Here is a 22,460-nt window from a genome sequence, read left to right on the forward strand (position 1 = left end):
AACACACTGATCAATAATTAAACAATTACATCCAGCCAATAAAAATTAAGCTAATGAATTTCCAAAATACTGAATCGCTCCCACTTCCGACACCTGCATTTCTTCGCATGAATTATGATCTTCTTTTTGAGAATTTTTCAAAAAAGAATGGCTGTATAAAGCATAAGATGGCTGTTCTGCGAAACCATTTTTCAGCATTTGATGAGCTTCTACAATGGGTTTTCCGTAGAGTTTTCTGAAATTACCGATGTTGTACTGCGAAAATTTTCCATAATGAACGATAAACTTTAATGACAGATCAATCGTGGTATTCAACATCTCACTTAATTCCTCAATCTTCATATTGAAAGCCTTTCTCATGTTGCTCAGCATTTGTGAAATCTTTTTATAGGAAGGTTTGCTGTCGTAACGATAAAATAAAATCGCATCGCCTTCAATTTCCGAAATATCAAAATACTGATGGTTTACATCAATTAAAATAGAAAGTAGTTGTCTTACAATATATTCGCCGGTATAAAGTTTTGTATTGAACACAAATTCAGTAAATCCACTGAAATCGGGAATCAAAATAATTCCGTTTTGTGCGTTTGTATTTTCCATAATTTTTAGGTTAAAAACCTTTTAAATACAGACGGAAAAGAGTTTATTTTACTTTAATTTTTTTAAATATTTAAAGTTAAATTTCGATAATCAGCTCTTTATTATAACCATTATACTTTTCAGAGATGTAACCATGCGGATTACAGATAATTTCTGTCTCTCCGATTTTGTATCTTGTCGGGGTATGAATATGACCATGAATCCAATAAAGAGGTTGATGTTCTTCAATAAAATCTTCAAGATTGGAAGCATAAGCTGAAGTAACGGGATCGGTTTTAAAATGCTCAGGAACCGATTGTAAACTTGGTGCATGATGCGTAACGACGATATTTCTCATTCCTTTTGAATTTTCCAGACTTTCCTTTAGCCAATGTCTTGAAATTTGATGAATTTTAAATGTATCAATAGTTCGCAGCTTAGAGTAAGAAGGATCTCTTCGTATTAATTTATAAGCATTCATCTGAGTCTGACAAAGACTTCCATAAGCCATCGGACTTCCGAATAATGAGAAATCTGTCCATAAAGTTGCACCGTGAAATCTAATATCTTGGATATCCACAAAAGAATTTTCCAAAACAGATACATTAGAATTTTCCGCAGCTTCTAAAATTTTATTCAGAGTTTTTGGATAAGAACCTTTGTAATATTCATGGTTTCCTAAGACATAAATAACCGGCTTGTCGGGAATTTTATTTTTAATCCATTCAATTCCTTTTGTACCTAAATTAACATCTCCTGCCAATACAACAACATCAGCATTGTCAAAAGACAAATCGCTGAACCCAAATTCCTGATGTAAATCGCTAATGATTTGAATTTTCATAAATCTAAAATATGATTTCTTTTGATCAATCATCTTTGATAAATGAATTTTAAAAATAATTAACTGATTTACAACATATTAAAATTAAACTTAAAAATAATCACTAAAAAGTCTATAATTTTAATGGACTAATAAAAATATATGTTTTATATTTGCAACCGTATTCAAGTATGGAAATGAAGATGAAATCAAAATCCAATAACAATTTTATGACGAAGATGAACATCAGATTAATGATGATGTATTGCTGTATGCCTTTATATAGGAATTTTTGTGGGTGACCTTACTTTTATTATGACATATTTTTAAAGGCTCTACCACGTTGTAGAGCCTTTTTTATTAAAAAAATTGCAGAAAAAAAATGATAGAAATAAAAAACATTTCAAAGACATTTCATCAGAAAGAAAAAGCATTTAAAGCTTTAGATAATATTAACCTAACGATTGAAAAAGGTGATATTGTCGGAATCATCGGTTTTTCAGGTGCAGGAAAAAGTACTTTAATCAGAACGGTTAATTTGCTTGAAAGACCGGATGAAGGGCAAATCATCATCAACGGGAAAGATTTTACAAAATTAAATTCAAAACAATTAGCTTCTGAAAGAAAGAAAATCGGAATGATCTTTCAACATTTCAATCTACTTTCGTCAAGAACGGTTTTTGAAAATATTGCACTTCCATTAGAATTGGACAACTCAGGTAAAGAGAAAATCAGAAAGAAAGTAAATGAGCTTTTAAAAATAGTCGGATTGGAAGATAAAGCCAATGATTATCCGAAGAGTCTTTCCGGTGGACAAAAACAGAGAGTTGCAATTGCAAGAGCACTCGCAAACGATCCTTATCTTTTGCTGTGTGATGAAGCAACAAGTGCGCTCGATCCGGCAACAACACAATCTATTTTAGAATTATTAAGGGACATCAATTATCGGTTAGGAATTACCATTTTGCTGATTACACACGAAATGGAAGTGGTAAAAACCGTCTGTAACCATGTTGCAGTAATCGATAAAGGACAATTAGTAACAAAGGGAACTTTGAGTGAAATTATTTCTGACAAAGAAAACCCGATCATCAAACAATTTTTAAAATCTGGTGCTATGACTATACCACAAGAACTGAATAAAAAACTTGAAAAAGAACCAAAAGACGGCTTGTTTCCATTGATTGAAGTTGAGCTTAACGAACAAATTTCTGTTGAAGAATTGCTTTCTATAGTTTATGATAAATATAAAATCCCTTACAAGCTTCTGAAAGCTGATGTGGAATATCTTGGCGACTCAAATTTCGGGAAATTGTTGTTACAGCTTAAAGGAGAAGATGAGGACAACCAGAAAGCCATCTATTATTTTAATCAAAACAAAATTCAAAATACGGTAAGAGGATATGCTTAGTGACACGCTAATTTCGCTTCTTTCGAAAGGAGTTTGGGAAACAGTTTTTATGACTTTCGTTTCAGGATTTTTCGGTTTTGTTCTCGGACTTCCCGTTGGAATTCTTCTATTTTTAACACGAAAAGGACAGCTTTTAGAAAATAAAATTTACAACAGAATCTTATCGGTTTTAGTTAATATTTTCAGGTCAATTCCTTTCATTATCCTGATTGTTTGGATGATTCCTTTTACCAGATCTTTGGTTGGAACTTCTATTGGTATGAATGCCGCACTCGTTCCGTTAAGCATCGGTGCAGCTCCGTTTATTGCAAGACTCGTTGAGAACAGTTTGTTGGAAATTCCCAACGGATTGATTGAAACAGCGAGAGCTTTAGGAGCAAGTCCGTTACAGATCATCAGAAAAGTTTTACTTCCTGAAGCATTGCCTTCGCTCATCAATAATGCAACAATTACTTTGATTACGCTTGTCGGATATTCTGCAATGGGCGGAGCTGTCGGAGCCGGCGGATTGGGACAGATTGGTTATCAATACGGTTACATCGGTTATGATGCTTTGATTATGAATCTTGTTCTTGGCTTGTTGGTCGCTTTGGTTTTTATCATCCAGTTTTCCGGTGACCGATTGGCGAAAAGATTTGATCATAGGTAAGTTTGAGTGTTTGAGAGTTTTAGGGTTATTAAGAATGAAAAGTCGATTGACAAAATTTTAATCATACAATCTCTAATCGTATGGTATTACTGAATAAACACCCAACTTCCATCATCCAACACCCAACTAAAAAAAATAAAAAATAATTAACAATGAAAAATATCAAAATTTTAAGCTTAGCAGCGGGATTGCTGTTATTTGGAGCTTGTAATTCTCCAAAAAAAGATGATCCAAATTTTATTAAAGTCGGAATCACTTCAGGACCTGAACATGAAATTGCCGAAACTGCTAAAAAAGTGGCCAAAGAAAAATACAATCTTGAAGTCGAACTGGTTTCGTTCAACGATTACGTCGTTCCCAATGAAGCATTGAATAACGGTGACATTGATGCTAATGCTTTTCAGCACGTTCCTTATTTGAATGAACAGTCGAAGCAGCGTGGTTACAAATTAGCGGTTATCGGAAATACTTTTGTATATCCGATTGTAGCGTATTCCAAAAAGATAAAAAACATCAGTGAACTTCAGAATGGAAGCACGATTGTTATTCCAAATGACCCTACAAATGGCGGTCGCTCTCTCCTACTTTTGCAGAAAAACGGATTGTTAAAACTAAAAGACAATGTTGGCTTATTACCAAAAGTAACCGACATCGTTGAAAATCCAAGACAGCTAAAAATCCTTGAAATTGAAGCACCACAACTTCCGCGAGTTTTGGATGACAAAGAAGTGGTCATTGCGATTATCAACAATAATTTTGCCGCTCAAGCCGGATTGGATGCCGACAAAAATGGAATTTTTAAAGAAGATAAAGATTCGCCGTATATGAATGTTGTGGTCTCAAGAGAAGATAATAAAAATACAGATAAAGTAAAAAACTTTCTGAAAGCCTATCAGTCTAAAGAAGTGGAAGATAAAGCAAGAGATATTTTCAAAGGTGGTGCTATCAAAGGTTGGTAGTCATGTTGTTGGTTGATAGTTGATGGCTTTTAAATTCCCCTTCTCTGAAAGGGTGGATTTTTGCGAAAGCAAAAAGACCGGTAGTGTGAATATCTGAAGTCTTGAATTTTTCATCCCAAAACTTTAAACATTGAATACTAAACCCTGAACCTGCAAGAGATTCTATTATTATATGTGAACATCGTTTCGGAAAAAACCTTTGCCTCCGAAGCGGTGTTTTTGTTTTAAACTTAAACACATTCATACTTTAGTGTTTAAAAATTATCTTTTTGATTAGTTAAATGAAATAGATTTCCCCTTTATCTGCGTAATCCATAAAATCTGCGAGAGTCAAAAAACTTGTTTGATCTCCTTATAAGTATTGGTTATAAATAACCATTTGTTGAAAAATATATTATCTCAATTTGAGAAAATAAATATTTTCCCTATTTTTGTAAACAATCAATAAAAAGTTTTTTATGTTGAAGAAAACTGTAATTCTAAGTTTGTTTACGCTTATATCTGCCTCTTCTATGGCTCAAAATACGACGGTTCCTGTTTATTTGGATGAAACTAAACCTGTTGAAAAGCGAATTCAGGATGCACTTTCCAGAATGACACTGGAAGAAAAAGTGGCCATGCTTCACGCACAGTCAAAATTCAGTTCACCAGGAGTTCCAAGATTGGGAATTCCTGAATTCTGGACAACCGATGGTCCACACGGAGTTCGTCCTGAAGTAATGTGGGATGAATGGGATCAAGCCGGATGGACGAATGACTCCATTATCGCTTACCCTGCCCTGACTGCTTTATCCGCAACATGGAACAAAAAAATGTCATGGAATTACGGAAAAGCTTTAGGCGAAGAAGCAAGATACCGTAAGAAAGATATTCTTTTAGGTCCCGGAGTAAACATTTACAGAACTCCACTCAATGGAAGAAATTTCGAATATATGGGAGAAGATCCCTATTTAACTTCAAAAATGGTGGTTCCTTACATTCAGGGAGTACAATCCAACGGAGTAGCTACTTCTGTGAAGCATTTTGCCTTAAACAATCAGGAAATGTTCCGTCATACGAGCAATGTGATTGTGGATGACAGAACGTTGTATGAAATTTACCTTCCGCCTTTCAAAGCTGCCGTGACTGAAGGAGATTCTTGGACAATTATGGGAGCTTATGATATGTACAAAAATCAGTACGCAAGTCAGAACCAATATCTTTTAAATGATATTCTTAAAGGAGAATGGAAATACAAAGGCGTGGTTGTTTCAGACTGGGGTGCCGTGAATAATACCGAACAGGCAATTCATAATGGTTTAGATGTTGAATTCGGAAGCTGGACAAACGGTCTTTCTGCCGGAACCAGAAATGCTTACGACAACTATTATTTAGCAAAACCCTATTTAGATTTAATTAAATCAGGGAAAGTGGGTACCAAAGAGCTTGATGATAAAGTGACAAGACTTTTGCGTTTGGCTTACAAAACAACAATGAATACCAAGAAACCTTTCGGAAACATTGCTTCTGACGAACATAAAGCGGTTGCAAAAGAAATCGGTGAAGAAGGAATTGTTTTGTTAAAAAACCAGGGAAACGTACTTCCTATCGACATTAATAAAGCTAAAAAAATTGCCGTTATTGGTGAAAATGCTATCAAAGTGATGACTGTTGGCGGTGGTTCATCTTCATTAAAAGTAAAATACGAAACATTACCTTTAGACGGAATTAAAGCGAAATTCGGTAAAAATTCTGATGTACAGTACGCAAGAGGTTATGTAGGAGATATCGGCGGTGAATATAATGGTGTAAAATCAGGACAGGATTTAAAAGACAGCCGCTCGCCTGAAGAATTATTGAATGAAGCCGTTGAGTTGGCTAAAAAATCTGACTATGTAATTTTCGTTGGAGGTTTAAACAAAGCAGATTTCCAGGATAGTGAAGGAAACGACAGAAAAAGCTACGGACTTCCTTACAATCAGGATAATGTTATTTCAGCTTTGGCAAAATCCAATAAAAATTTCACTGTCGTTCTGGTAACCGGAAATGCCGTTGCAATGCCGTGGATTAAGGAAGTTCCTTCAATTGTTCAGGGTTGGTATTTAGGTTCTGAAGCAGGAAATTCTATTGCTTCAATTTTAGCAGGTGATGCAAACCCTTCAGGAAAACTTCCATTTACTTTCCCCGTAAAACTGGAAGATAATTCTGCTCATGCAATGGGAGAATATCCGGGAAATAAAGAAGAATTAGCTGCAGGAAAAGGAAAAGACCAAAAAAACCCTATCAACATCAAATACAACGAAGGAATTTTTGTAGGTTATCGTTGGCATGACACGAAAAAGATCAAGCCATTATTTAGTTTCGGTCACGGTTTAAGCTACACCACTTTTGAGTTCGGAAAAGCAAAAGCTGATAAATCTACAATGACTCAAAATGATAAAATTACCTTCACTGTAACCGTGAAAAATACCGGTAAAAAAGCTGGTGCTGAAGTTGCACAACTTTATATTACCGATATAAAATCGTCTGTTGAGCGTCCTGCAAAAGAGCTGAAAGGTTTTGAGAAAGTATTTTTAAATCCTGGTGAACAAAAAGAAGTCACATTTACGATCGACAAAACAGCGTTAAGCTTTTTTGATGCCCAAAAGCACGACTGGGTTGCAGAACCTGGAGATTTTGAAGCGCAGATCGGAAATTCCTCTGATGCAATTAAAACAAAAGTGAAATTTACCCTCCAGTAATTCCTTTATTTTACTCATATTAACAGAAATCCCCATGACTATTCGAGCCTTGGGGATTTTTATTTAATATCCTGAAATTTAATTCAAATAAAATCAATATTTCATATGTAAATTAATTTAGATTCTGGTCCTCATGCTTCCCTTCATTAATTTCTTCAACCATTTTTGCATTAAAAGCAGGAAGATCTTCAGGAGTACGGCTGGTTACCAATCCGTTATCGACCACTACTTCACTATCTTCCCAAACTGCTCCGGCATTTTTAAGATCAATGCTGATCGAGTTTACAGAAGTCATTTTTCTGCCATTCACAGCATCTGCACTGATTAAAATTTGCGGTCCGTGACAGATTGCTGCGACCGGTTTATGCTGATTAAAAAAATCCTGAACAAAAGACAAAGCTGTTTTATTGGTTCGTAGCTGATCGGGATTAATAACTCCGCCCGGAAGTACAAGTGCATCATATTCTGAAGCTGAAACCTCATCCAAGGTTTTGTCAACGGTATACTCTTTTCCCCAATCCTTTTCAGCCCATGCTTTGATGGTTCCGGATTTAGGACTCACAATCTGTGCTGTCCAGCCCTGTTGTTCCAGATGTTCTTTCGGAGATTTCAATTCGCTTTCTTCAAATCCGTTGGTTGCTAAAATTGCAATTTTCTTAGACATAATATTTTATTTTTAGTGTTAATGCCTATAACTAAGAAAATATAATGCCGTGGTACGAGGATGTGGTATTTAAAAAATGTTAAATTGGTTTTCGGTTTTTAGTTCCTGATTATTGGTTTTTATAGCAAATTTAAATTTTCGGGCAAAAATTTAGTATATCCAACAACAATCAGGATCTGCAATAGAATAATTCCAAAAAACTTCCACAAAAAGCTTCTCTTAGAAATCTTATGTCTGAATATGAGCATGGCCGAAATTGCTCCTGCTGTACCTCCAAAAAAAGTGAGAATCAATAAATTAAATTCTGAAATTCTTCTTTTATGTTTGGTTGCCTTCCATTTATCCAACGAAAAAATGATGAAAGTGATGAGATTAATGATTAAAAGAAAATATAACATATCGCAAATCTAAATATAAAAACGAATACCGCATTCTTATTATCATCGTCTAAAAGTTTTTAAATTTGTTTTTTTTAAATGAATCAATGACAATAGAAGATCTGGTGGGTAACTATTCCGTTCAGGGAAGCAATCAGGAAGCAGAAAATCATATCAGTTACCAAGGTATTCTGACATTATCTCTTGACGAAAATAATCGTATTGTCGCACAATGGATGATTGGTGACCATATTCAAAATGGTACTGGCTTTTACAAAGATGAGATTTTGGTCATTAATTTTAATTATGAAAGTGAAGATCGTAAAATTTATAAAGGTGTTGCCGTTTATCGATGCATTACTAAAGATATTCTGGATGGTTTTTGGTCTGAAAAACACGGCAATCCTCTATACTTAGGGAGCGAGTACTGTGTAAGAATTAGTAATGGTGATTTTTTAAATTAAAAATGCACTTTTTTTAATCATAATATATTATTTAAATCAAATTTATATCAAAAATAATTTATGGTTTGATTATTGTTTAGTCAATCTCACCACCAAAATTATATTATTATGATTACGATACTTAATGATGCACCCGAAAACGTAGCTGCATTCAATGCTACAGGCGAAATTAACCGAGAAGATTTTGATAATCTGGTTATTCCCCACGTAAGAAATAAAGTTGAAAAGTTCGACGAACTGAATTATCTTTTATATCTAGACACCGATTTTACCAATACTGATGTAAAATCCTGGCTCAAAAGTTCTCTTTCCGAGATTAATAATATCTCACACTACAACCGTGCCGCTATTGTAAGCAATGATAACGAAATACAGAAATTTACGGATATTCCGGGATTTTCAAACTTTAAATTCTTTCCGAAGGATAATGTCTACAACGCACTCTATTGGTGCAACAATGGTAATGAACCGGAATATAAAGAATAACACAGGGGCGCTTAATGCGTCCTTTTTTATTGATTCATAAAAATTTTTAAAAGTTAAAACTCCGTATTGAGAATCATATTTTTTTTTGTAGTTTAGTTATTCAAACAAAAAACAGCCATACCGTTTCACAACCATGAAAAAAACATTTATTTTTTTATCCCTTTTCTTAGCAACACAAATTTTCGCCCAGCAACAAGGCAATAAAAATAGTTTCACTCTTATAAAACAAGCTATCGGTGACCTGAACAAAGACGGATTGCAGGATAAGATTATCCTTTCTGAAGATACCTCCAATGCAAAACGGCCATTAAGACTTCAGATATTTTTTCTGGGATCGGATAGAAAATTCAAATCTGCATTCAGTTCTACAGAGGTATTTGAGCCGCAAAATCATGAAGGAGAAAACAACAGTAATCAGATTCCGGATATTCGTGTAGAAAACAACAATCTTGTTATTTCTAAAGAAATAAATGGTGAAAAACAGGAACAGACTTTCCGCCACAACAAAGGAAAATTTGAGCTTATTTCTGTTTTTAAAATTAAATCGGACGAAAATGCAACTATCGAAACAAAAACTGATTTAATCGCCGGAACGATAACAGAAATTACCAAAAAAACGGGTTCGAAAAAATCGAAAAAAAATCAGAGAGAAATTACAGTCAACACACTACCAAATCTTGATAATATTAAATCATTTAGCGCTGAATTTAGTCAATAATCAAATTAGCAGAAAATAAGAATTAAAAACCTTCGATGGGTATAATAATAAAAGATCAAAAACCTCAGCTTATGATTGCTGAGGTTTATCTCTATTGAACTGATAAATTATAAACAAAGCTGTATTTTAAGATTGAGCAAAAAACTTTTCAGGCGTAATCGGCAAATCTCTGAAACGTTTTCCTGTCGCATTAAAAACTGCATTGGCAATCGCAGGAGCAACCCCGATAATTCCAACTTCTCCCAAACCTTTTGCACCACTCGGATTGATGTTTGGATCGGGTTTGTTAATAAATGCAACCTCAATAATCGGCGCATCTGCATTCACAGGAAAATGATAACCAGCAAGATCATTTCCAACCAAGCTTCCCAATCTTTCGTCAATTAATTGTTTTTCCATTAACGCCATACCAATTCCCCCTACTGCAGCACCCGTAATCTGATTGGTTGCGGGCTTCGGATTAATAACTTTTCCGCCATCAACGACAGCAACCATTTTTTCTACAACGATTTTTCCTGTTTTAGAATTAACTTTTACCTTGCAGAAATGCGCTGCTGAAGAGCAGAATGCGTATTTTGACCTTTCGTCTCCCGGACCTGAACTGGCTTCTACCTCAATAAGTGTAAGATTATTTGCTTCCCATATTTTTTGATACGGAACAAAACGCTGACCCGCTGTTTTCAGTGAAACTCCGGTATCAGAAAGAATGATATCTTTTGCTATAGCATTTTTATAAGCCGAATCTAATTTTGTAACATATTCTGAAAGTTTTAGTTTTAAAACATCAATTACCGCAACCACGGCTCCACTGATGGAAGACATCCCAGTACTTCCACCCTGACTTCCTGCGGGAGGCAAATCTGAGTTTCCTAACTGTATTTTAATTTTTGATTTTGAAATCCCTGTAGCGTCGTGCAGAATGTTCAGCATTCCTGTTCCCGTTCCCGTGCCAATATCAGTCATTGCAGTTTGAAGGATAATATTTCCTTCCTTATCCATGATAATTCCTGCACTGGCTTTATTTCTTCCGGCATTCCACATTCCGACTGCCATTCCGTAGCCGATTTTCCAGTCACCTTCCGTTTGTGAATTTGGAACTGCTTTTCTTTGATTCCAGCCAATCATTTCAGCCCCTTTTTGGATGGCCTCTTTTAAATAATTCGTTGACCAAGGCAAACCTGTATCCGGGTTTTTATCTAAAGCTAAATTCTTATACCTAAGTTCAACCGGATCCATTTTAAGCTGATAACTTAATTCATCTATCGCTGATTCCACAGCAAAATCTCCTGTACAATCTCCCGGACCACGCATCCAGGTTGGCGCACTGAGATTGAGCGGAACGACAGCATTTTCAGTTTTTAAATTATCAAACTGATAAATTAATCTTGTAACACGGGTAATTCCGTCACTGAAAGGGTCATAAATCGCACATCCGTTTTTTGCCTGATGATGTATTCCTTGAATCTTTCCTGTAGAATCTGCGCCCAATTTTATTTTCTGCCACGAAGCAGGTCTGTAACCAACAGAATGAAACATTTGAGGTCTTGTCAACATCAATTTCACAGGCCGATTAACCTGTTTCGCTCCTAAAACCGCAGCCAAAACATGAGGCCAGACTTTTAAGCCTGAACCAAAGCCACCGCCAACAAATTCACTGAAAACCTGAATATTATCTGTCGGTAAATTAAATAATCCTGAAATCGTTTTCTGAACACTATTCACTCCCTGATTCTTGTCGTACAATTTTAGTTTGTTTCCATCCCATTGCGCAATTGTTGCATGCATTTCCATAGGATTGTGAACTTCTTCCGCAATATTGTATTCCTGCTCCACCGAAAACGGAAGATTTTTCCAGGTTTCAAGGCTTCCTCTTTCTTTTCCGGCAGGTTTTAATTCTGTATTAATTCTTGCTTTATTAAAATCAACTTCGAAAGGGGCTTTTTCATATTCTGCTTTTACCAAAGAGGCAGCATACACCGCTTCCTCAAAAGTATTGGCAATAACCAGAGCAATTGGCTGACCTTTGAAATAAATCGTATCGGTATGAAAAACCGGTAATCCGAATTTGGACTCTTTTATTTTTGCTTCATCTGCAAATCCGGGAACTTCAGGTTTTTTCAAGTGTGAAATAATATCAATAACCCCCTCTGCTTGTTTCGCCTGTTCAAGCTGTAAAGACTTAATCTTACCCGAAGGAATTTCGCTTGTCACCAATACAGCATAACAAACATTTTCTACTTCATATTCTGCAGCATATTTTCCTTTTCCAGTCACTTTCGCCAAAGCTTCTACCCTTCCATCAACAGGAATTGGATACTTTCCTGTTTCGTCAAAAAATCCCATTCTTTTAATTTTAAATTAAATACTCTTTACTTATTTAAGATTTCAAGCTGTTTTGTAAAGCCGTTTCAATTGCACCTTTCAGCATCGGAATTTTATATCCGTTTTTTGAAAGTGGTTTAATATTTTCTGTTGCTATGGAAGCTGCTTTTGCAAAAATTTCTGCAGAAGGTTTCTTTCCTTTTAAATAATTTTCCGCTTCATACCAACGCCAAGGTTTGTGGGCAACTCCACCTGAAGCTAATCTTGCTTCAATAATTTTATCACCATCTAGATGCAAAGCCGAAGCAACCGAAACCAATGCAAAAGCATACGATGTACGCTCACGAAGTTTCACATACGCAAAGTTTTTAGAGAAAGGTCCTATCGGAATTTCAATATGCGTAATTAATGCATTTTGAGGAAGTGTATTATCCAGTGAAGGTGTATTTTCCGGCAACTTATGAAAATCTTTAAAAGGAATTTTTATTTTCTTTTTGTTTTCAGAAGTTGCAAAAACTTCAGCATCAAGAGCAGCAAGTCCAACACATAAATCGGAAGGATGCACCGCAACACAATTTTCATTATAACCTACCAAGGCACTCATGCTATTCTCACCCTTCAACGCACTGCAACCGCTTCCAGGATTTCTCTTATTACAAGGCATTGTGATGTCGTAAAAATAGACACATCTTGTACGCTGCAATAAGTTTCCTGCCGTACTTGCCATATTTCGAATCTGCGGTGAAGCTCCTGCCAAAACTGCTTTTGCAATCAGTGGTGTATTTTGCAGAATATTTTTATCGGTTGTTAATGCCGTATTCCGAACCATTCCGCCAATGCTGATGTTCTTTTTCGACACAACGATTTCACTGGAAACAGCTGACGTAATGTCTATCAAAGCATCCGGTTGAGCAATGTTTTTTTTCAGAAGGTCAACCAAGTTCGTACCGCCTGCAACAAAATGTGCTTTTTCATTTTTCGAGCGTAATGCAGCATTTGTATTGGCTGCTTTTTCAAAAGTATAAGGTTTCATCGTGCTGCAACTTTTTGGATAGATTGAACAATTCCGTTATATGCTCCGCAACGGCAGAGATTTCCGCTCATAAATTCTTTTATTTCTTCTACCGAATTGGTATGACCTTCGTTCACACAGGCAACGGCAGACATAATCTGTCCCGGAGTACAATATCCGCATTGAAAACCGTCACATTCAATAAAAGCTTCCTGCATTGGATGAAGTTTTTCTCCATCGGCAAGACCTTCAATTGTTGTCACTTCCTTTCCGGGAACCATCACCGCCAAAGTAAGACAGCTTAAAGCTCTTTCTCCGTCAATATGAACTGTACAAGCTCCACATTGACCGTGATCACAGCCTTTTTTCGTTCCTGTAAGATTTAAATCTTCTCTTAAGACATCTAAAAGTGTTGTACGGGAATCACTTTTCAGTTCGTATGATTTTTTATTGACAGAGATTTTTACGGGAAGTACGGTTTTTCTGGGAAGTATAAACGTTTTCACATCATTGTAAAAAGCTTTGACTGACGATGGTATTGCAGCCAATAAAGCGGCCATTGCAGAAGTTTTGAGGAAGAGCCTTCTGCTGTAATTTGATTTTTCAGGCATTGCAGTAGAATTTTAAATTCAAATTGTATGATGTATTTTTGTATTTAAATGAAAAATTGAAAAAAGTCTTTATCTTTAAATAAAAACATCATATCTTTCAAATATACTTAAATAATCAATCGTAATTAAGGTTTAAAACTAATTTAGAGATAAACAAAATAACAGAAACTGATATTGAATCATCATCTTTTCGATGAAAATACAGTTTGTTTTATTACTTAGATTTGGCTTAAAACTTTCATCCGGTTTCTGCAAATTATTGCCATGAGAAAAATTTATTATGTTCCGGGATTAATCAGTGCGTTGCTACTTCCTGTTTTGCTTTGGTATTACATTACACCTTATATAGACTTCACGGTAACCAATGTTATTGATGTACAGCTTCCTTCAAAAGATAAAAATGCAAATATCAATCAGGAAGAAAATAGTATCGGAAATTTCTTGCCTTTACAACGTGACCATTATTCGAAAATAACTGTTAGCGGTAATGAAGCAAAAAAGAATTCTGATTTATATGTTTCAGAAATCAGAAAACTCAGGAACCAAAATTCAGAAAACAAAGGAATTGAATTTGTTTTAAATAAAAACAATACATACGGCGATTTTGTATCATTATTGAATGATTTTCATATTTCAAAGCATGAATATTACGGTATAGATTTGGAAAGCGGAAACTTGGTTGCAAGTACCAATTATAGCGTACCACAACAAGGGGTAAATACTGATAATGTGCAAATGTGCATCGAAATTTTTGAAATCGTTGATGCGCCAAATAAAAATATCTGGAATTATCTGAATGACTTCGCAGACAGAAAATTTGTAAATATCTTTTCAGAAAAAATTGTTCAACTTCCTACAGGAAGCTTTCCCATAATTTTTGGTTTTTTATTATTCCTAAATATTTCACTGCTGAGTATTAAAGAAAGGTTTCAACTATCTTAAACAAAAAAGACTGCCTTTCGACAGTCCTTTCATTTTACTTTATAAGACACTTATTTCTTATCTAAAAGAGAAATATAATCTCCGTAACCTTTGTCTTTCATTTCAGCTTTGGGAATAAATTTCAAAGATGCTGAATTGATGCAATATCTCAATCCGCCTTTATCTTTTGGTCCGTCATCGAAAACATGTCCCAAATGTGCATCTCCGGTTTTACTTCTCACCTCGGTTCTCGTCATTCCAACTGTATTATCCACTTTTTCGTCAATCAGTTTCTGGCTAATCGGTTTTGAAAAACTTGGCCATCCGCAACCAGATTCAAACTTATCGGTCGAAATAAATAATGGTTCACCGGTTGTAATATCCACATAAATTCCTTCTCTTGTCTCATCCCAATATTCATTTTTGAAAGGCATTTCCGTAGCATTTTCCTGGGTTACTTTATACTGCTCAGAAGTCAGTTTCTGTTTCAAAACGTTTTTGTCCTGCTTTTGATATTTCGTTACTTTTTTAGGAGGGTTTGCATTTTTTGCCATTTCAAAAAGTCCCGGTTCGATATGGCAGTAACCTCCCGGATTTTTATCTAAATAATCCTGATGATAATCTTCAGCACTGTAGAAATTTTTCAACGGAATCGTTTCTACTAAAATAGGCTTGCTGTAATTTTTAGCTAATTTTGCCACTTCCTGCTTTACGATTGCCTCTGTTTCTTTATCGGTAGAATAAATTCCGGTTCTGTACTGATCTCCTCTGTCATTTCCCTGTTTGTTTAAACTTGTAGGATCGATTGTTTTAAAATAAAGATCAATTAAAAGTGCAAGATCAACCTGTTCGGGATCGTATTTTACTTTTACGGTTTCTGCAAAACCCGTTGTATGGCTGATTACTTCCTCGTAAGTCGGATTTTTCTTGTTTCCGTTCGCATATCCCACTTCCGTTCCTACCACGCCACGAATTTGTTGAAAAAAATGTTCAGTTCCCCAAAAACATCCGCCTGCAAAATAAACTTCTTTTACATTTTTGTTGTCCATAATGGTCTCATTTTCTTTTTTAGTTTCTGTGGATTTCAGTTTCTTTGAATCTCCACAGCTTGTTGCAAATACTGCTATACTCAGAATCATTCCGAGTAATATAAATATGTTTTTCATTTTTATCTTTTTATTCATTTTAATTCTTTTTGTTCAATTAAATCCGCAATTCTTATTGCAAATTTCGGACTATAACTCATGATCAATTACTGATAATTTCTATTAAAACAATAGTGAAATTACCTTCAATTTACCTAGAATTATATACGATGAAAGTTGAAATGTGGTTTTAAATAAGGAGAACTTTCATTGAGAATGAAATTCATCACCGAGTGTTTAATATCTCGATTATCTTGGTTAATTTTTAAGATCGTTCCGTTCATTTTTTAAGATTTGAATTAATACTTTGTTGTTTTCAAAAGTATAGTCGGAACAAATTCAAAATCCTGACAAAAATTTTATTAAATATCTAAATTTTTAATGATTTTATCTTTAAATGACTGAATTTCAGAATCATTAATTTTAGTACTATTTTCCTGAGCAATCTTTCTTTTCAGAATATCGTCTAAAATTTCCAATTTCTGCTTGTAAGCTCTGCACCATTTACAGATTTTTAAATGCAAAGACAATTTCCAGTTTTCTTTTGAGGAAATATTTTCTGCATTTCGTTTTTCCATCAGTAAAGTTGCTTCACTGCATGGTAAAAATATGATATGGATTAGTTTTCTTAGCATCTTTTAAATCATTTATGACTTGGCAAACCAGTTAAATTCCAGACATTCTCTCAGCTGCATTCTGCTTCTTTGCAGAATCTTCCATAGATTAGTCGTAGAAATATTCAATTCCTGACTTACTTCCGGTGCTTTTTTTTCTTCAAGATAATACATTTTCACCGGAATCTTCCATCTGGAAGGTAAATCTTCAAGACAATTCTCTAATGTTTGATTAAAGTCCCTGTCGTCAAGAAGCTCGGCTTCTCTATTTTCGGTGTTCCAGTTATTTAAAACATCATTATTTCTCCAAGAACCGTTTTCTTCAAAAAAATGGTCGAGTTTAATTTCCGGTTCCGATTTATATTTTTTCCGGTAAAAATCAGCGACTTTATAACTAAGAATCGTCATCAACCAGGTTATAGGTTTGCTTTTCCCTTCAAAAGAATCAAACGACGAAAAAGCCGAAATAAAAACCTCCTGAACAATATCTTCCGCCTCCACTTTATCTGAAACCAGATAAACTGCACGTCTTAACAATGCTTCTGAGTATTGCTCGATCCAGCTTTTGAGGGTTTCATTTTTTGTCATGCTAAACTTTTATCTTTTCAGATCGTAACGAAGATAATAAGTTAAAAGGCAAATAGCAAAAAAATATACGGCATCAAAATTCCCCTCCCTTGGAAATCGAGGAACGAGATTCGCCGAAACAAAAAATAAATAAAAAATAATGAGGCACTGGTGGCGAAAATTCGAAAGAATTTTTGACGGGGTGGTTTTTGTATGCGTACTCAAAATAGTTGAATTTAGATTTTTCCTTCGTCGAAATGACAAAAATTGTAATAACAACCAAAATCCTAGCCCCGATTGCAGCTTTGTTTGAGCTCATTTCGTATGTTTCTACGGCGTGGCTTCGCCACGCCGTAGAAACATACGAAATAGCGAGTGCGGAAAGCGGGAAAGAGCTCCTAAAAAATATTTAAAACTAAATCAGCTAAAAACATTAAATTTGCATCTTATCAAAAATTTAAAAAGCAAAGCTCTATATAAAATGACTTCACAGGAAATAAGACAAAAGTTTTTAGACTACTTTCAATCAAAAGAACATCTTATCGTTCCTTCTGCACCGATTGTGCTGAAAGATGATCCGACCTTAATGTTTTCCAACTCAGGAATGACGCAGTTCAAAGATTATTTTTTAGGATATAAAGAACCTAAAGCCTCAAGAATTGCCGATACGCAGAAATGTTTAAGAGTTTCCGGGAAGCATAATGATTTGGATGATGTAGGTCGCGACACCTATCACCATACGATGTTTGAAATGCTTGGGAACTGGTCTTTTGGTGATTATTTCAAAAAAGAAGCGATTACTTGGGCTTGGGAATTACTGACTGAAGTATACGGAATTCCGAAAGAAAATCTTTACGTAACCATTTTTGAAGGTGACGAAAAAGAAAATCTTGAAAGAGATACAGAAGCTTATGATTTGTGGAAACAGTTCATTTCTCAAGACCGAATTATCAACGGAAACAAGAAAGATAATTTCTGGGAAATGGGCGCAAGCGGACCTTGTGGACCATGTTCAGAAATCCATGTTGATTTGAGAAGTGCTGAAGAAAAAGTAAAAGTTTCAGGATTGGAATTGGTGAACAACGACCATCCACAAGTGGTAGAAATCTGGAATCTCGTTTTCATGCAGTTCAACAGAAAAGCAGACGGTTCTCTGGAAAATCTTCCGGCAAAACACATCGATACCGGAATGGGATTCGAGCGTCTTTGTATGGCTTTACAGCAGAAAGAATCCAATTATGACACGGATGTTTTCACGCCTCTAATTGCTAAGGTTGAAGAGCTTTCAGGTAAAAAATATACAGGAATTTTAACAAACGAAAAAGACATCGCCATTCGTGTTGTGGTTGACCACATCAGAGCCGTTTCGTTTGCAATTGCAGACGGACAGCTGCCTTCAAACGGAGGAGCGGGTTATGTGATCAGAAGAATTTTAAGAAGAGGAATTTCTTACGCTTACCGATTTTTAGACCAAAAAGAACCTTTCCTTTATCAATTGGTTGCAGTTCTTCAGGAACAAATGGGTAAATTCTTCCCAGAGCTTGAAAAACAGGGAACTTTGGTTACGGAAGTAATTAAAAGTGAGGAAGAATCTTTCTTAAGAACGATTGAAACAGGATTAATAAGGGTTGATAAATTAATTCAGCAGACGATTTCTGAAGGTAAAAAAGTATTGCCAACAGAAGAAGTTTTCGAGTTATATGATACTTACGGTTTCCCGGATGATTTAACGAGAATTATTGCTGAAGAAAAAGGTTTAACCATCGACGAAAAAGGATTTGAACAAGCTTTAAACGAACAAAAACAACGTTCAAAAGCGGATTCTGCCCAGAAAGTTTATGATTGGGTAACTTTAGAAGAAAGAGAAGAAAACTTTGTTGGTTATGATAAAATCGAATCTGAAACCTACATTACAAGATACAGAAAAGTAGAAAATAAAGACGGAGAATTTTATCAGGTGGTGTTGAGCGAATCGCCTTTCTATCCGGAAGGTGGTGGACAAATCGGAGATAAAGGTGTCCTTGAAAATGCTACCGAAAGCTTTGAGGTTTTAGAAACTAAAAAGGAAAATGGATTGATTATTTCTTTAATCAGCGGACTTCCGAAAGATGCAGGTGCTGTTTTTTATGCTAAAGTAAATGCAACCGACAGAAAAAATTCTCAGGCGAACCACTCTGTTACACATTTGTTGCATGAAGCTTTAAGAGAAGTTTTAGGAACGCACGTTGAGCAGAAAGGTTCTTACGTTGGTCCAGATTATCTTCGTTTTGATTTCTCCCATTTCAATAAAATGACGGAAGAAGAACTGGCTTTGGTTGAAGAAAAAGTGAATACTAAAATCAAAGAAAGTATTGCTTTACAGGAATTCAGAAATATTCCAATTCAAGAAGCGATTGACAAAGGTGCGATGGCCTTGTTTGGTGAAAAATATGGAGACAGTGTGAGAATGATCCAGTTTGGAAGTTCAAAAGAGCTTTGTGGTGGAACTCACGTGAAAAACACCAGCGAAATTGGTCATTTTAAAATTGTTTCTGAAAGCTCTGCAGCAGCGGGAATCAGAAGAATTGAAGCGATTTCAGGTGATAAATCTGCAGAATATTTTAAAAATTTAGAAAAACAGATTACTGAACTTTCTCAATTGCTAAAATCTAAAGATGTTGTGAAATCTATCGAGAAATTAATCGAAGAAAACGCATCATTGAAATCCGAAGTTGAAGCATTCAAAAAAGAAAAAGCGAAAGGCGAAATCGGTGACTGGAAAAACGCTTACGAACACAAAGGAGACAAGCAACTTTTGGTAAAGAAAACCTCTCTTGATGCAGGTTCTGTAAAAGATATCGTGTTCCAGTTGAAGAAAGAAATCCCAACTTCAGTAACGATCATTCTTTCTGATGCAGACGGAAAACCAATGATTACCGTTGGTGTTTCAGATGATTTGGCAGCAAGTTATCAAGCCGGAACCATCGTAAAAGATTTAGCAAAAGAAATCCAAGGTGGCGGCGGCGGAAATCCGGGCTTTGCAACAGCAGGCGGAAAAAATCTTGATGGTCTGGAAAATGCATACCAGAAGGCGTTGAATGTTTAATTAATTCTTGGTAAAATAGACCATATTGTGGTTTAAAATATTTGATTTTTTATAAATTAACAATCCCTTTCAGTTTGAGAGGGATTGTTTTATTCTACAACATGAATCGTACGTCGTCACTTCTAGTAATGCAACGAAGCGGAGTGTATCGAGAAGTTTTTGTTTAGAAAACAAATTTTGTACTTCGGTTAACGAGTTCTCGATACATTTTCTTCCACTGCGTTGCAGAAAAACACTCGAACTGACGGTTCAACTGACAGTGATAATATCTTATTTTAACAAATCGTCAGTTCGAGTAGCGGAATGCAATGGAGCGTATCGAGAACTTTTTGATGAACAGACAGATTTCGTGCTTTCGTTCATAGGTTCTCGATACATTTTTCTTCCACTTCGTTGCAGAAAAACACTCGAACCGACGACTCGACTGCATATTAATCTTTTTATTTAAACTTCTTTTTCGCAAGATTGGGTAAGTCTTCATATCTTCCTTCAATCAATGCTAATTTTTTCGCTTGAGACCATTTTTTTATCTTTTTCTCAAAAACAATTGCTTGTTCTATATCCATAAATTGAGTAAAATAGACTAATTGTAATGGACGTCTTGAGAAAGTATAAGAGCCAAAATATTTTCCATCCTGATGTTCGTCAAAGCGTTTGTAGACATTTTCGGTTACTCCAGTGTAGAATGTGTTATCAGAACAAAGTAAGATGTAGACAAATGATATTTGCATGATTAATTGTTTAATAGTCTGATTCATAATCCGTCACTTCGAGTAGGTTTTTGAAGAAAACCGTATCGAGAAGTTTGTGATAAGAAAACAAAATATCCTCCAATTCACTAAATTCTCGATACATTTTTCTTCCACTGTGTTACAGAAAAACACTCGAACTGACGACGCGATTTTCCTTACGTCACTTCGAGTAGATTTTTGAAGAAAATCGTATCGAGAAGTTTGTGATAAGTGAACTAAATATCCTTCAATTCGCTAGTTCTCGATACATTTTTCTCCGCTTCGCTACGAAAAACACTCGAACTGACGTACGACTGACGCAGCGCAAACTCACTAAATGTTAACCTGCACCGGATCTGTCGGTGGTACTTCCGGCAAACCGCTTGGGGTGTCGTAGATGATGTAGTCATTGTATTTGGCTTCGTTGGTTTCGTAGAAAATATCCTGACCGATGCCCGCGTATTTGGTGAGCAGTTGGTATAGAATATTGAGGGCTTCTACCCTACCTTCGGCGGCAACATCACGGTCGGAAATTCCCTGAGCCTGTGCATCGATGGCGAGATCCAGCGCGTCGCGTTGGGTAATGAGGGTGTTGATTTTATCTGAGGTCAGACCTTCTTCCGAAAGTTCGGTAAGGTACTTTTCTGCGGTGCTGCTCATGATTTTGGCGACACGGACAATCTCGGCATCGCTTTGCTGACTGATTAAGGCATTGCCGAATTCTTTGTATTTGGCACTGAACTGCCCGAAAACATTTTCTGCCATATTGAAAATACTGCGCATGGATTTTTCCAAGGCTTTTCTGGCGGTATCCTTCTGTTCGGTGAGATTGATTTTAATGGCTTCGAGCTGTTCATCGCTTGGAAAACTGTCTACGGTACTTCGTGCAGCCATCAGCTCGGTCTTTTTTGCGGGACTGTAGCCACGGTCGGTGAATTCTGCAATATCTCTATCGATGAGAGCGATGAATTCATCTGCTTTTTGTTTCAATACGGAATCTGCTAATTTGAAATTACGTACTACCTGTTCTTTTTTCATAATGGATTTGTTTTTGTGTTTAAAATATAGTTCTGAAATCTCAATTTCTCATTTGCACTTATGCGTCAGCTTTTACAAAAAGCCTGTAAAGCACTGATAAATAATAAATTGTACTTGATTGGCTCTTCGGAGTGGTTGATTGCTTCTTCGGAACGGTTGAACGGCTCTTCGGAGTACTTGACTGGCTCTTCGGAATGGTTGATTGCCTTTACAGAACACTTGAACGACCTTTCGGAAGGGTTGATTGCCTCAACGGAATACTTGAGAACCTTTTCTAAACGGTTGAAGCGGTCTTCGAACTCCTTGAGCGATCAAACGGAATGATTTATTGGGTTTTGAGGTTAAAACGTTGTTGTTTAGAATTTGGATTGCTGTGGAATCCTGTGGTGCAGGAAACCTGCGCATGAACTGCGGGATTATTTTTATAAATCATCATTTTGTTTTTTGTTGTTCTTCAAACAAATATAAAAATATTTTGGATAGTATGAGATTGGAAAGTTTTATTTTTTTGAAATGGAAAAACCTCGCATGGGCGAGGCTTTTATTTTATTTAAAGATTATTGT

Annotated in this window: 22 protein-coding genes; 10 read left to right on the top strand and 12 right to left on the bottom strand. The window is 35.7% G+C overall.

The genetic code is table 11. The annotated features are described in order from the left end of the window. Positions 1-45 precede the first annotated feature (45 nt). Positions 46-600 carry a DUF2652 domain-containing protein gene (locus tag BM371_RS13515; protein WP_034678544.1) on the bottom strand — a complete coding sequence of 185 codons (555 nt, stop codon included), beginning with the start codon at positions 598-600 and terminating at the stop codon, positions 46-48. 76 nt (positions 601-676) lie between these two features. After that, on the bottom strand, positions 677-1,423 hold the full coding sequence (locus tag BM371_RS13520; protein ID WP_034678853.1) for a metallophosphoesterase: 747 nt from the start codon (positions 1,421-1,423) through the stop codon (positions 677-679). A gap of 361 nt (positions 1,424-1,784) precedes the next feature. Between BM371_RS13520 and BM371_RS13525 the strand changes: the two genes are divergently transcribed. From BM371_RS13525 to BM371_RS13545, 4 genes are all read left to right on the top strand, one after another. Further along, entirely contained in the window at positions 1,785-2,813 is a 1,029-nt protein-coding gene (locus tag BM371_RS13525; RefSeq protein WP_034678547.1) for a methionine ABC transporter ATP-binding protein, read from the top strand. After that, the gene (gene metI / locus BM371_RS13530; protein WP_034678548.1) at positions 2,806-3,462 is read left to right on the top strand and encodes a methionine ABC transporter permease MetI; all 657 of its coding nucleotides are present in this window, start codon (positions 2,806-2,808) and stop codon (positions 3,460-3,462) included. The genes BM371_RS13525 and metI overlap by 8 nt, the downstream gene beginning before the upstream one ends. Positions 3,463-3,614: 152 nt before the next feature. Further along, on the top strand, positions 3,615-4,421 hold the full coding sequence (gene metQ, locus BM371_RS13535) for a methionine ABC transporter substrate-binding lipoprotein MetQ (RefSeq protein ID WP_034678549.1): 807 nt from the start codon (positions 3,615-3,617) through the stop codon (positions 4,419-4,421). Positions 4,422-4,879: 458 nt separating this feature from the next. Further along, the gene (locus tag BM371_RS13545; protein ID WP_034678553.1) at positions 4,880-7,141 is read left to right on the top strand and encodes a glycoside hydrolase family 3 C-terminal domain-containing protein; all 2,262 of its coding nucleotides are present in this window, start codon (positions 4,880-4,882) and stop codon (positions 7,139-7,141) included. 112 nt (positions 7,142-7,253) lie between these two features. On the opposite strand, the gene BM371_RS13550 is transcribed toward BM371_RS13545, so the two are convergent. Both BM371_RS13550 and BM371_RS13555 read right to left on the bottom strand, forming a co-directional pair. Further along, entirely contained in the window at positions 7,254-7,805 is a 552-nt protein-coding gene (locus BM371_RS13550; RefSeq protein WP_034678555.1) for a type 1 glutamine amidotransferase domain-containing protein, read from the bottom strand. A gap of 119 nt (positions 7,806-7,924) precedes the next feature. Continuing rightward, a complete protein-coding gene (locus tag BM371_RS13555) occupies positions 7,925-8,203 on the bottom strand; it encodes a DUF1294 domain-containing protein (protein WP_034678557.1) in 279 nt (92 codons plus the stop codon). A gap of 86 nt (positions 8,204-8,289) precedes the next feature. Here BM371_RS13555 and BM371_RS13560 point away from each other — a divergent pair, with 86 nt between their 5' ends. The 3 genes from BM371_RS13560 (at position 8,290) to BM371_RS13570 (ending at position 9,850) form a co-directional block, all read left to right on the top strand. Then, positions 8,290-8,646: a hypothetical protein gene (locus BM371_RS13560; RefSeq protein ID WP_034678559.1), complete on the top strand. Its 357-nt coding sequence runs from the start codon at positions 8,290-8,292 to the stop codon at positions 8,644-8,646. Between the two features lie 108 nt (positions 8,647-8,754). Next, the gene (locus tag BM371_RS13565; protein WP_034678561.1) at positions 8,755-9,132 is read left to right on the top strand and encodes a SpoIIAA family protein; all 378 of its coding nucleotides are present in this window, start codon (positions 8,755-8,757) and stop codon (positions 9,130-9,132) included. Between the two features lie 133 nt (positions 9,133-9,265). Next, the gene (locus tag BM371_RS13570; RefSeq protein ID WP_034678562.1) at positions 9,266-9,850 is read left to right on the top strand and encodes a hypothetical protein; all 585 of its coding nucleotides are present in this window, start codon (positions 9,266-9,268) and stop codon (positions 9,848-9,850) included. A 126-nt stretch (positions 9,851-9,976) separates the two neighbouring features. Here BM371_RS13570 and BM371_RS13575 read toward each other — a convergent pair whose 3' ends face one another. The 3 genes from BM371_RS13575 to BM371_RS13585 are packed head-to-tail and all read right to left on the bottom strand — an operon-like array spanning position 9,977 to position 13,795. Beyond that, the gene (locus tag BM371_RS13575; protein WP_034678563.1) at positions 9,977-12,193 is read right to left on the bottom strand and encodes a xanthine dehydrogenase family protein molybdopterin-binding subunit; all 2,217 of its coding nucleotides are present in this window, start codon (positions 12,191-12,193) and stop codon (positions 9,977-9,979) included. Between the two features lie 34 nt (positions 12,194-12,227). After that, positions 12,228-13,205, bottom strand: coding sequence for an FAD binding domain-containing protein (locus BM371_RS13580; protein WP_034678564.1), 978 nt, complete (start codon positions 13,203-13,205; stop codon positions 12,228-12,230). After that, positions 13,202-13,795, bottom strand: a complete 594-nt coding sequence (locus BM371_RS13585; protein WP_034678565.1) for a (2Fe-2S)-binding protein — start codon at positions 13,793-13,795, stop codon at positions 13,202-13,204. The genes BM371_RS13580 and BM371_RS13585 overlap by 4 nt, the downstream gene beginning before the upstream one ends. 264 nt (positions 13,796-14,059) lie before the next feature. Between BM371_RS13585 and BM371_RS13590 the strand changes: the two genes are divergently transcribed. Next, on the top strand, positions 14,060-14,737 hold the full coding sequence (locus BM371_RS13590; protein ID WP_051882969.1) for a hypothetical protein: 678 nt from the start codon (positions 14,060-14,062) through the stop codon (positions 14,735-14,737). A 50-nt stretch (positions 14,738-14,787) separates the two neighbouring features. Here BM371_RS13590 and msrB read toward each other — a convergent pair whose 3' ends face one another. The 3 genes from msrB to BM371_RS13605 all read right to left on the bottom strand — a co-directional run bounded on the left by msrB (position 14,788) and on the right by BM371_RS13605 (position 17,063). Further along, positions 14,788-15,882 (bottom strand): peptide-methionine (R)-S-oxide reductase MsrB, encoded by a 1,095-nt coding sequence (gene msrB, locus BM371_RS13595; RefSeq protein ID WP_034678857.1) that lies wholly within the window; start codon positions 15,880-15,882, stop codon positions 14,788-14,790. Between the two features lie 341 nt (positions 15,883-16,223). After that, on the bottom strand, positions 16,224-16,496 hold the full coding sequence (locus BM371_RS13600) for a hypothetical protein (protein ID WP_034678567.1): 273 nt from the start codon (positions 16,494-16,496) through the stop codon (positions 16,224-16,226). A 12-nt stretch (positions 16,497-16,508) separates the two neighbouring features. After that, positions 16,509-17,063 carry an RNA polymerase sigma factor gene (locus BM371_RS13605; protein ID WP_034678569.1) on the bottom strand — a complete coding sequence of 185 codons (555 nt, stop codon included), beginning with the start codon at positions 17,061-17,063 and terminating at the stop codon, positions 16,509-16,511. Positions 17,064-17,299: 236 nt separating this feature from the next. On the opposite strand from BM371_RS13605, the gene BM371_RS20585 reads away from it, so the two are divergent. Further along, positions 17,300-17,455, top strand: coding sequence for a hypothetical protein (locus tag BM371_RS20585; protein WP_165571794.1), 156 nt, complete (start codon positions 17,300-17,302; stop codon positions 17,453-17,455). Between the two features lie 68 nt (positions 17,456-17,523). After that, positions 17,524-20,127: an alanine--tRNA ligase gene (gene alaS / locus BM371_RS13615; RefSeq protein WP_034678572.1), complete on the top strand. Its 2,604-nt coding sequence runs from the start codon at positions 17,524-17,526 to the stop codon at positions 20,125-20,127. A gap of 440 nt (positions 20,128-20,567) precedes the next feature. Here the strand turns inward: alaS and BM371_RS13620 are convergent, their stop codons facing one another. Then, a complete protein-coding gene (locus BM371_RS13620; RefSeq protein ID WP_034678858.1) occupies positions 20,568-20,858 on the bottom strand; it encodes a GIY-YIG nuclease family protein in 291 nt (96 codons plus the stop codon). 333 nt (positions 20,859-21,191) lie between these two features. After that, complete coding sequence (locus tag BM371_RS13625) at positions 21,192-21,896, bottom strand: hypothetical protein (RefSeq protein ID WP_034678573.1); 705 nt, start codon at positions 21,894-21,896, stop codon at positions 21,192-21,194. Positions 21,897-22,460: the final 564 nt, after the last annotated feature.

The organism is Chryseobacterium formosense (assembly GCF_900116415.1).
In the GTDB taxonomy this organism is placed as follows: domain Bacteria; phylum Bacteroidota; class Bacteroidia; order Flavobacteriales; family Weeksellaceae; genus Chryseobacterium; species Chryseobacterium formosense.

What these genes read in the sequence shown, in the direction of transcription:
- BM371_RS13515 (WP_034678544.1), bottom strand. Translation starts at nt 600, where the DNA reads ATGGAAAATACAAACGCACAAAACGGAATTATTTTGATTCCCGATTTC.
- BM371_RS13520 (WP_034678853.1), bottom strand. Translation starts at nt 1,423, where the DNA reads ATGAAAATTCAAATCATTAGCGATTTACATCAGGAATTTGGGTTCAGC.
- BM371_RS13525 (WP_034678547.1), top strand. Translation starts at nt 1,785, where the DNA reads ATGATAGAAATAAAAAACATTTCAAAGACATTTCATCAGAAAGAAAAA.
- metI (WP_034678548.1), top strand. Translation starts at nt 2,806, where the DNA reads ATGCTTAGTGACACGCTAATTTCGCTTCTTTCGAAAGGAGTTTGGGAA.
- metQ (WP_034678549.1), top strand. Translation starts at nt 3,615, where the DNA reads ATGAAAAATATCAAAATTTTAAGCTTAGCAGCGGGATTGCTGTTATTT.
- BM371_RS13545 (WP_034678553.1), top strand. Translation starts at nt 4,880, where the DNA reads ATGTTGAAGAAAACTGTAATTCTAAGTTTGTTTACGCTTATATCTGCC.
- BM371_RS13550 (WP_034678555.1), bottom strand. Translation starts at nt 7,805, where the DNA reads ATGTCTAAGAAAATTGCAATTTTAGCAACCAACGGATTTGAAGAAAGC.
- BM371_RS13555 (WP_034678557.1), bottom strand. Translation starts at nt 8,203, where the DNA reads ATGTTATATTTTCTTTTAATCATTAATCTCATCACTTTCATCATTTTT.
- BM371_RS13560 (WP_034678559.1), top strand. Translation starts at nt 8,290, where the DNA reads ATGACAATAGAAGATCTGGTGGGTAACTATTCCGTTCAGGGAAGCAAT.
- BM371_RS13565 (WP_034678561.1), top strand. Translation starts at nt 8,755, where the DNA reads ATGATTACGATACTTAATGATGCACCCGAAAACGTAGCTGCATTCAAT.
- BM371_RS13570 (WP_034678562.1), top strand. Translation starts at nt 9,266, where the DNA reads ATGAAAAAAACATTTATTTTTTTATCCCTTTTCTTAGCAACACAAATT.
- BM371_RS13575 (WP_034678563.1), bottom strand. Translation starts at nt 12,193, where the DNA reads ATGGGATTTTTTGACGAAACAGGAAAGTATCCAATTCCTGTTGATGGA.
- BM371_RS13580 (WP_034678564.1), bottom strand. Translation starts at nt 13,205, where the DNA reads ATGAAACCTTATACTTTTGAAAAAGCAGCCAATACAAATGCTGCATTA.
- BM371_RS13585 (WP_034678565.1), bottom strand. Translation starts at nt 13,795, where the DNA reads ATGCCTGAAAAATCAAATTACAGCAGAAGGCTCTTCCTCAAAACTTCT.
- BM371_RS13590 (WP_051882969.1), top strand. Translation starts at nt 14,060, where the DNA reads ATGAGAAAAATTTATTATGTTCCGGGATTAATCAGTGCGTTGCTACTT.
- msrB (WP_034678857.1), bottom strand. Translation starts at nt 15,882, where the DNA reads ATGAAAAACATATTTATATTACTCGGAATGATTCTGAGTATAGCAGTA.
- BM371_RS13600 (WP_034678567.1), bottom strand. Translation starts at nt 16,496, where the DNA reads ATGCTAAGAAAACTAATCCATATCATATTTTTACCATGCAGTGAAGCA.
- BM371_RS13605 (WP_034678569.1), bottom strand. Translation starts at nt 17,063, where the DNA reads ATGACAAAAAATGAAACCCTCAAAAGCTGGATCGAGCAATACTCAGAA.
- BM371_RS20585 (WP_165571794.1), top strand. Translation starts at nt 17,300, where the DNA reads ATGACAAAAATTGTAATAACAACCAAAATCCTAGCCCCGATTGCAGCT.
- alaS (WP_034678572.1), top strand. Translation starts at nt 17,524, where the DNA reads ATGACTTCACAGGAAATAAGACAAAAGTTTTTAGACTACTTTCAATCA.
- BM371_RS13620 (WP_034678858.1), bottom strand. Translation starts at nt 20,858, where the DNA reads ATGCAAATATCATTTGTCTACATCTTACTTTGTTCTGATAACACATTC.
- BM371_RS13625 (WP_034678573.1), bottom strand. Translation starts at nt 21,896, where the DNA reads ATGAAAAAAGAACAGGTAGTACGTAATTTCAAATTAGCAGATTCCGTA.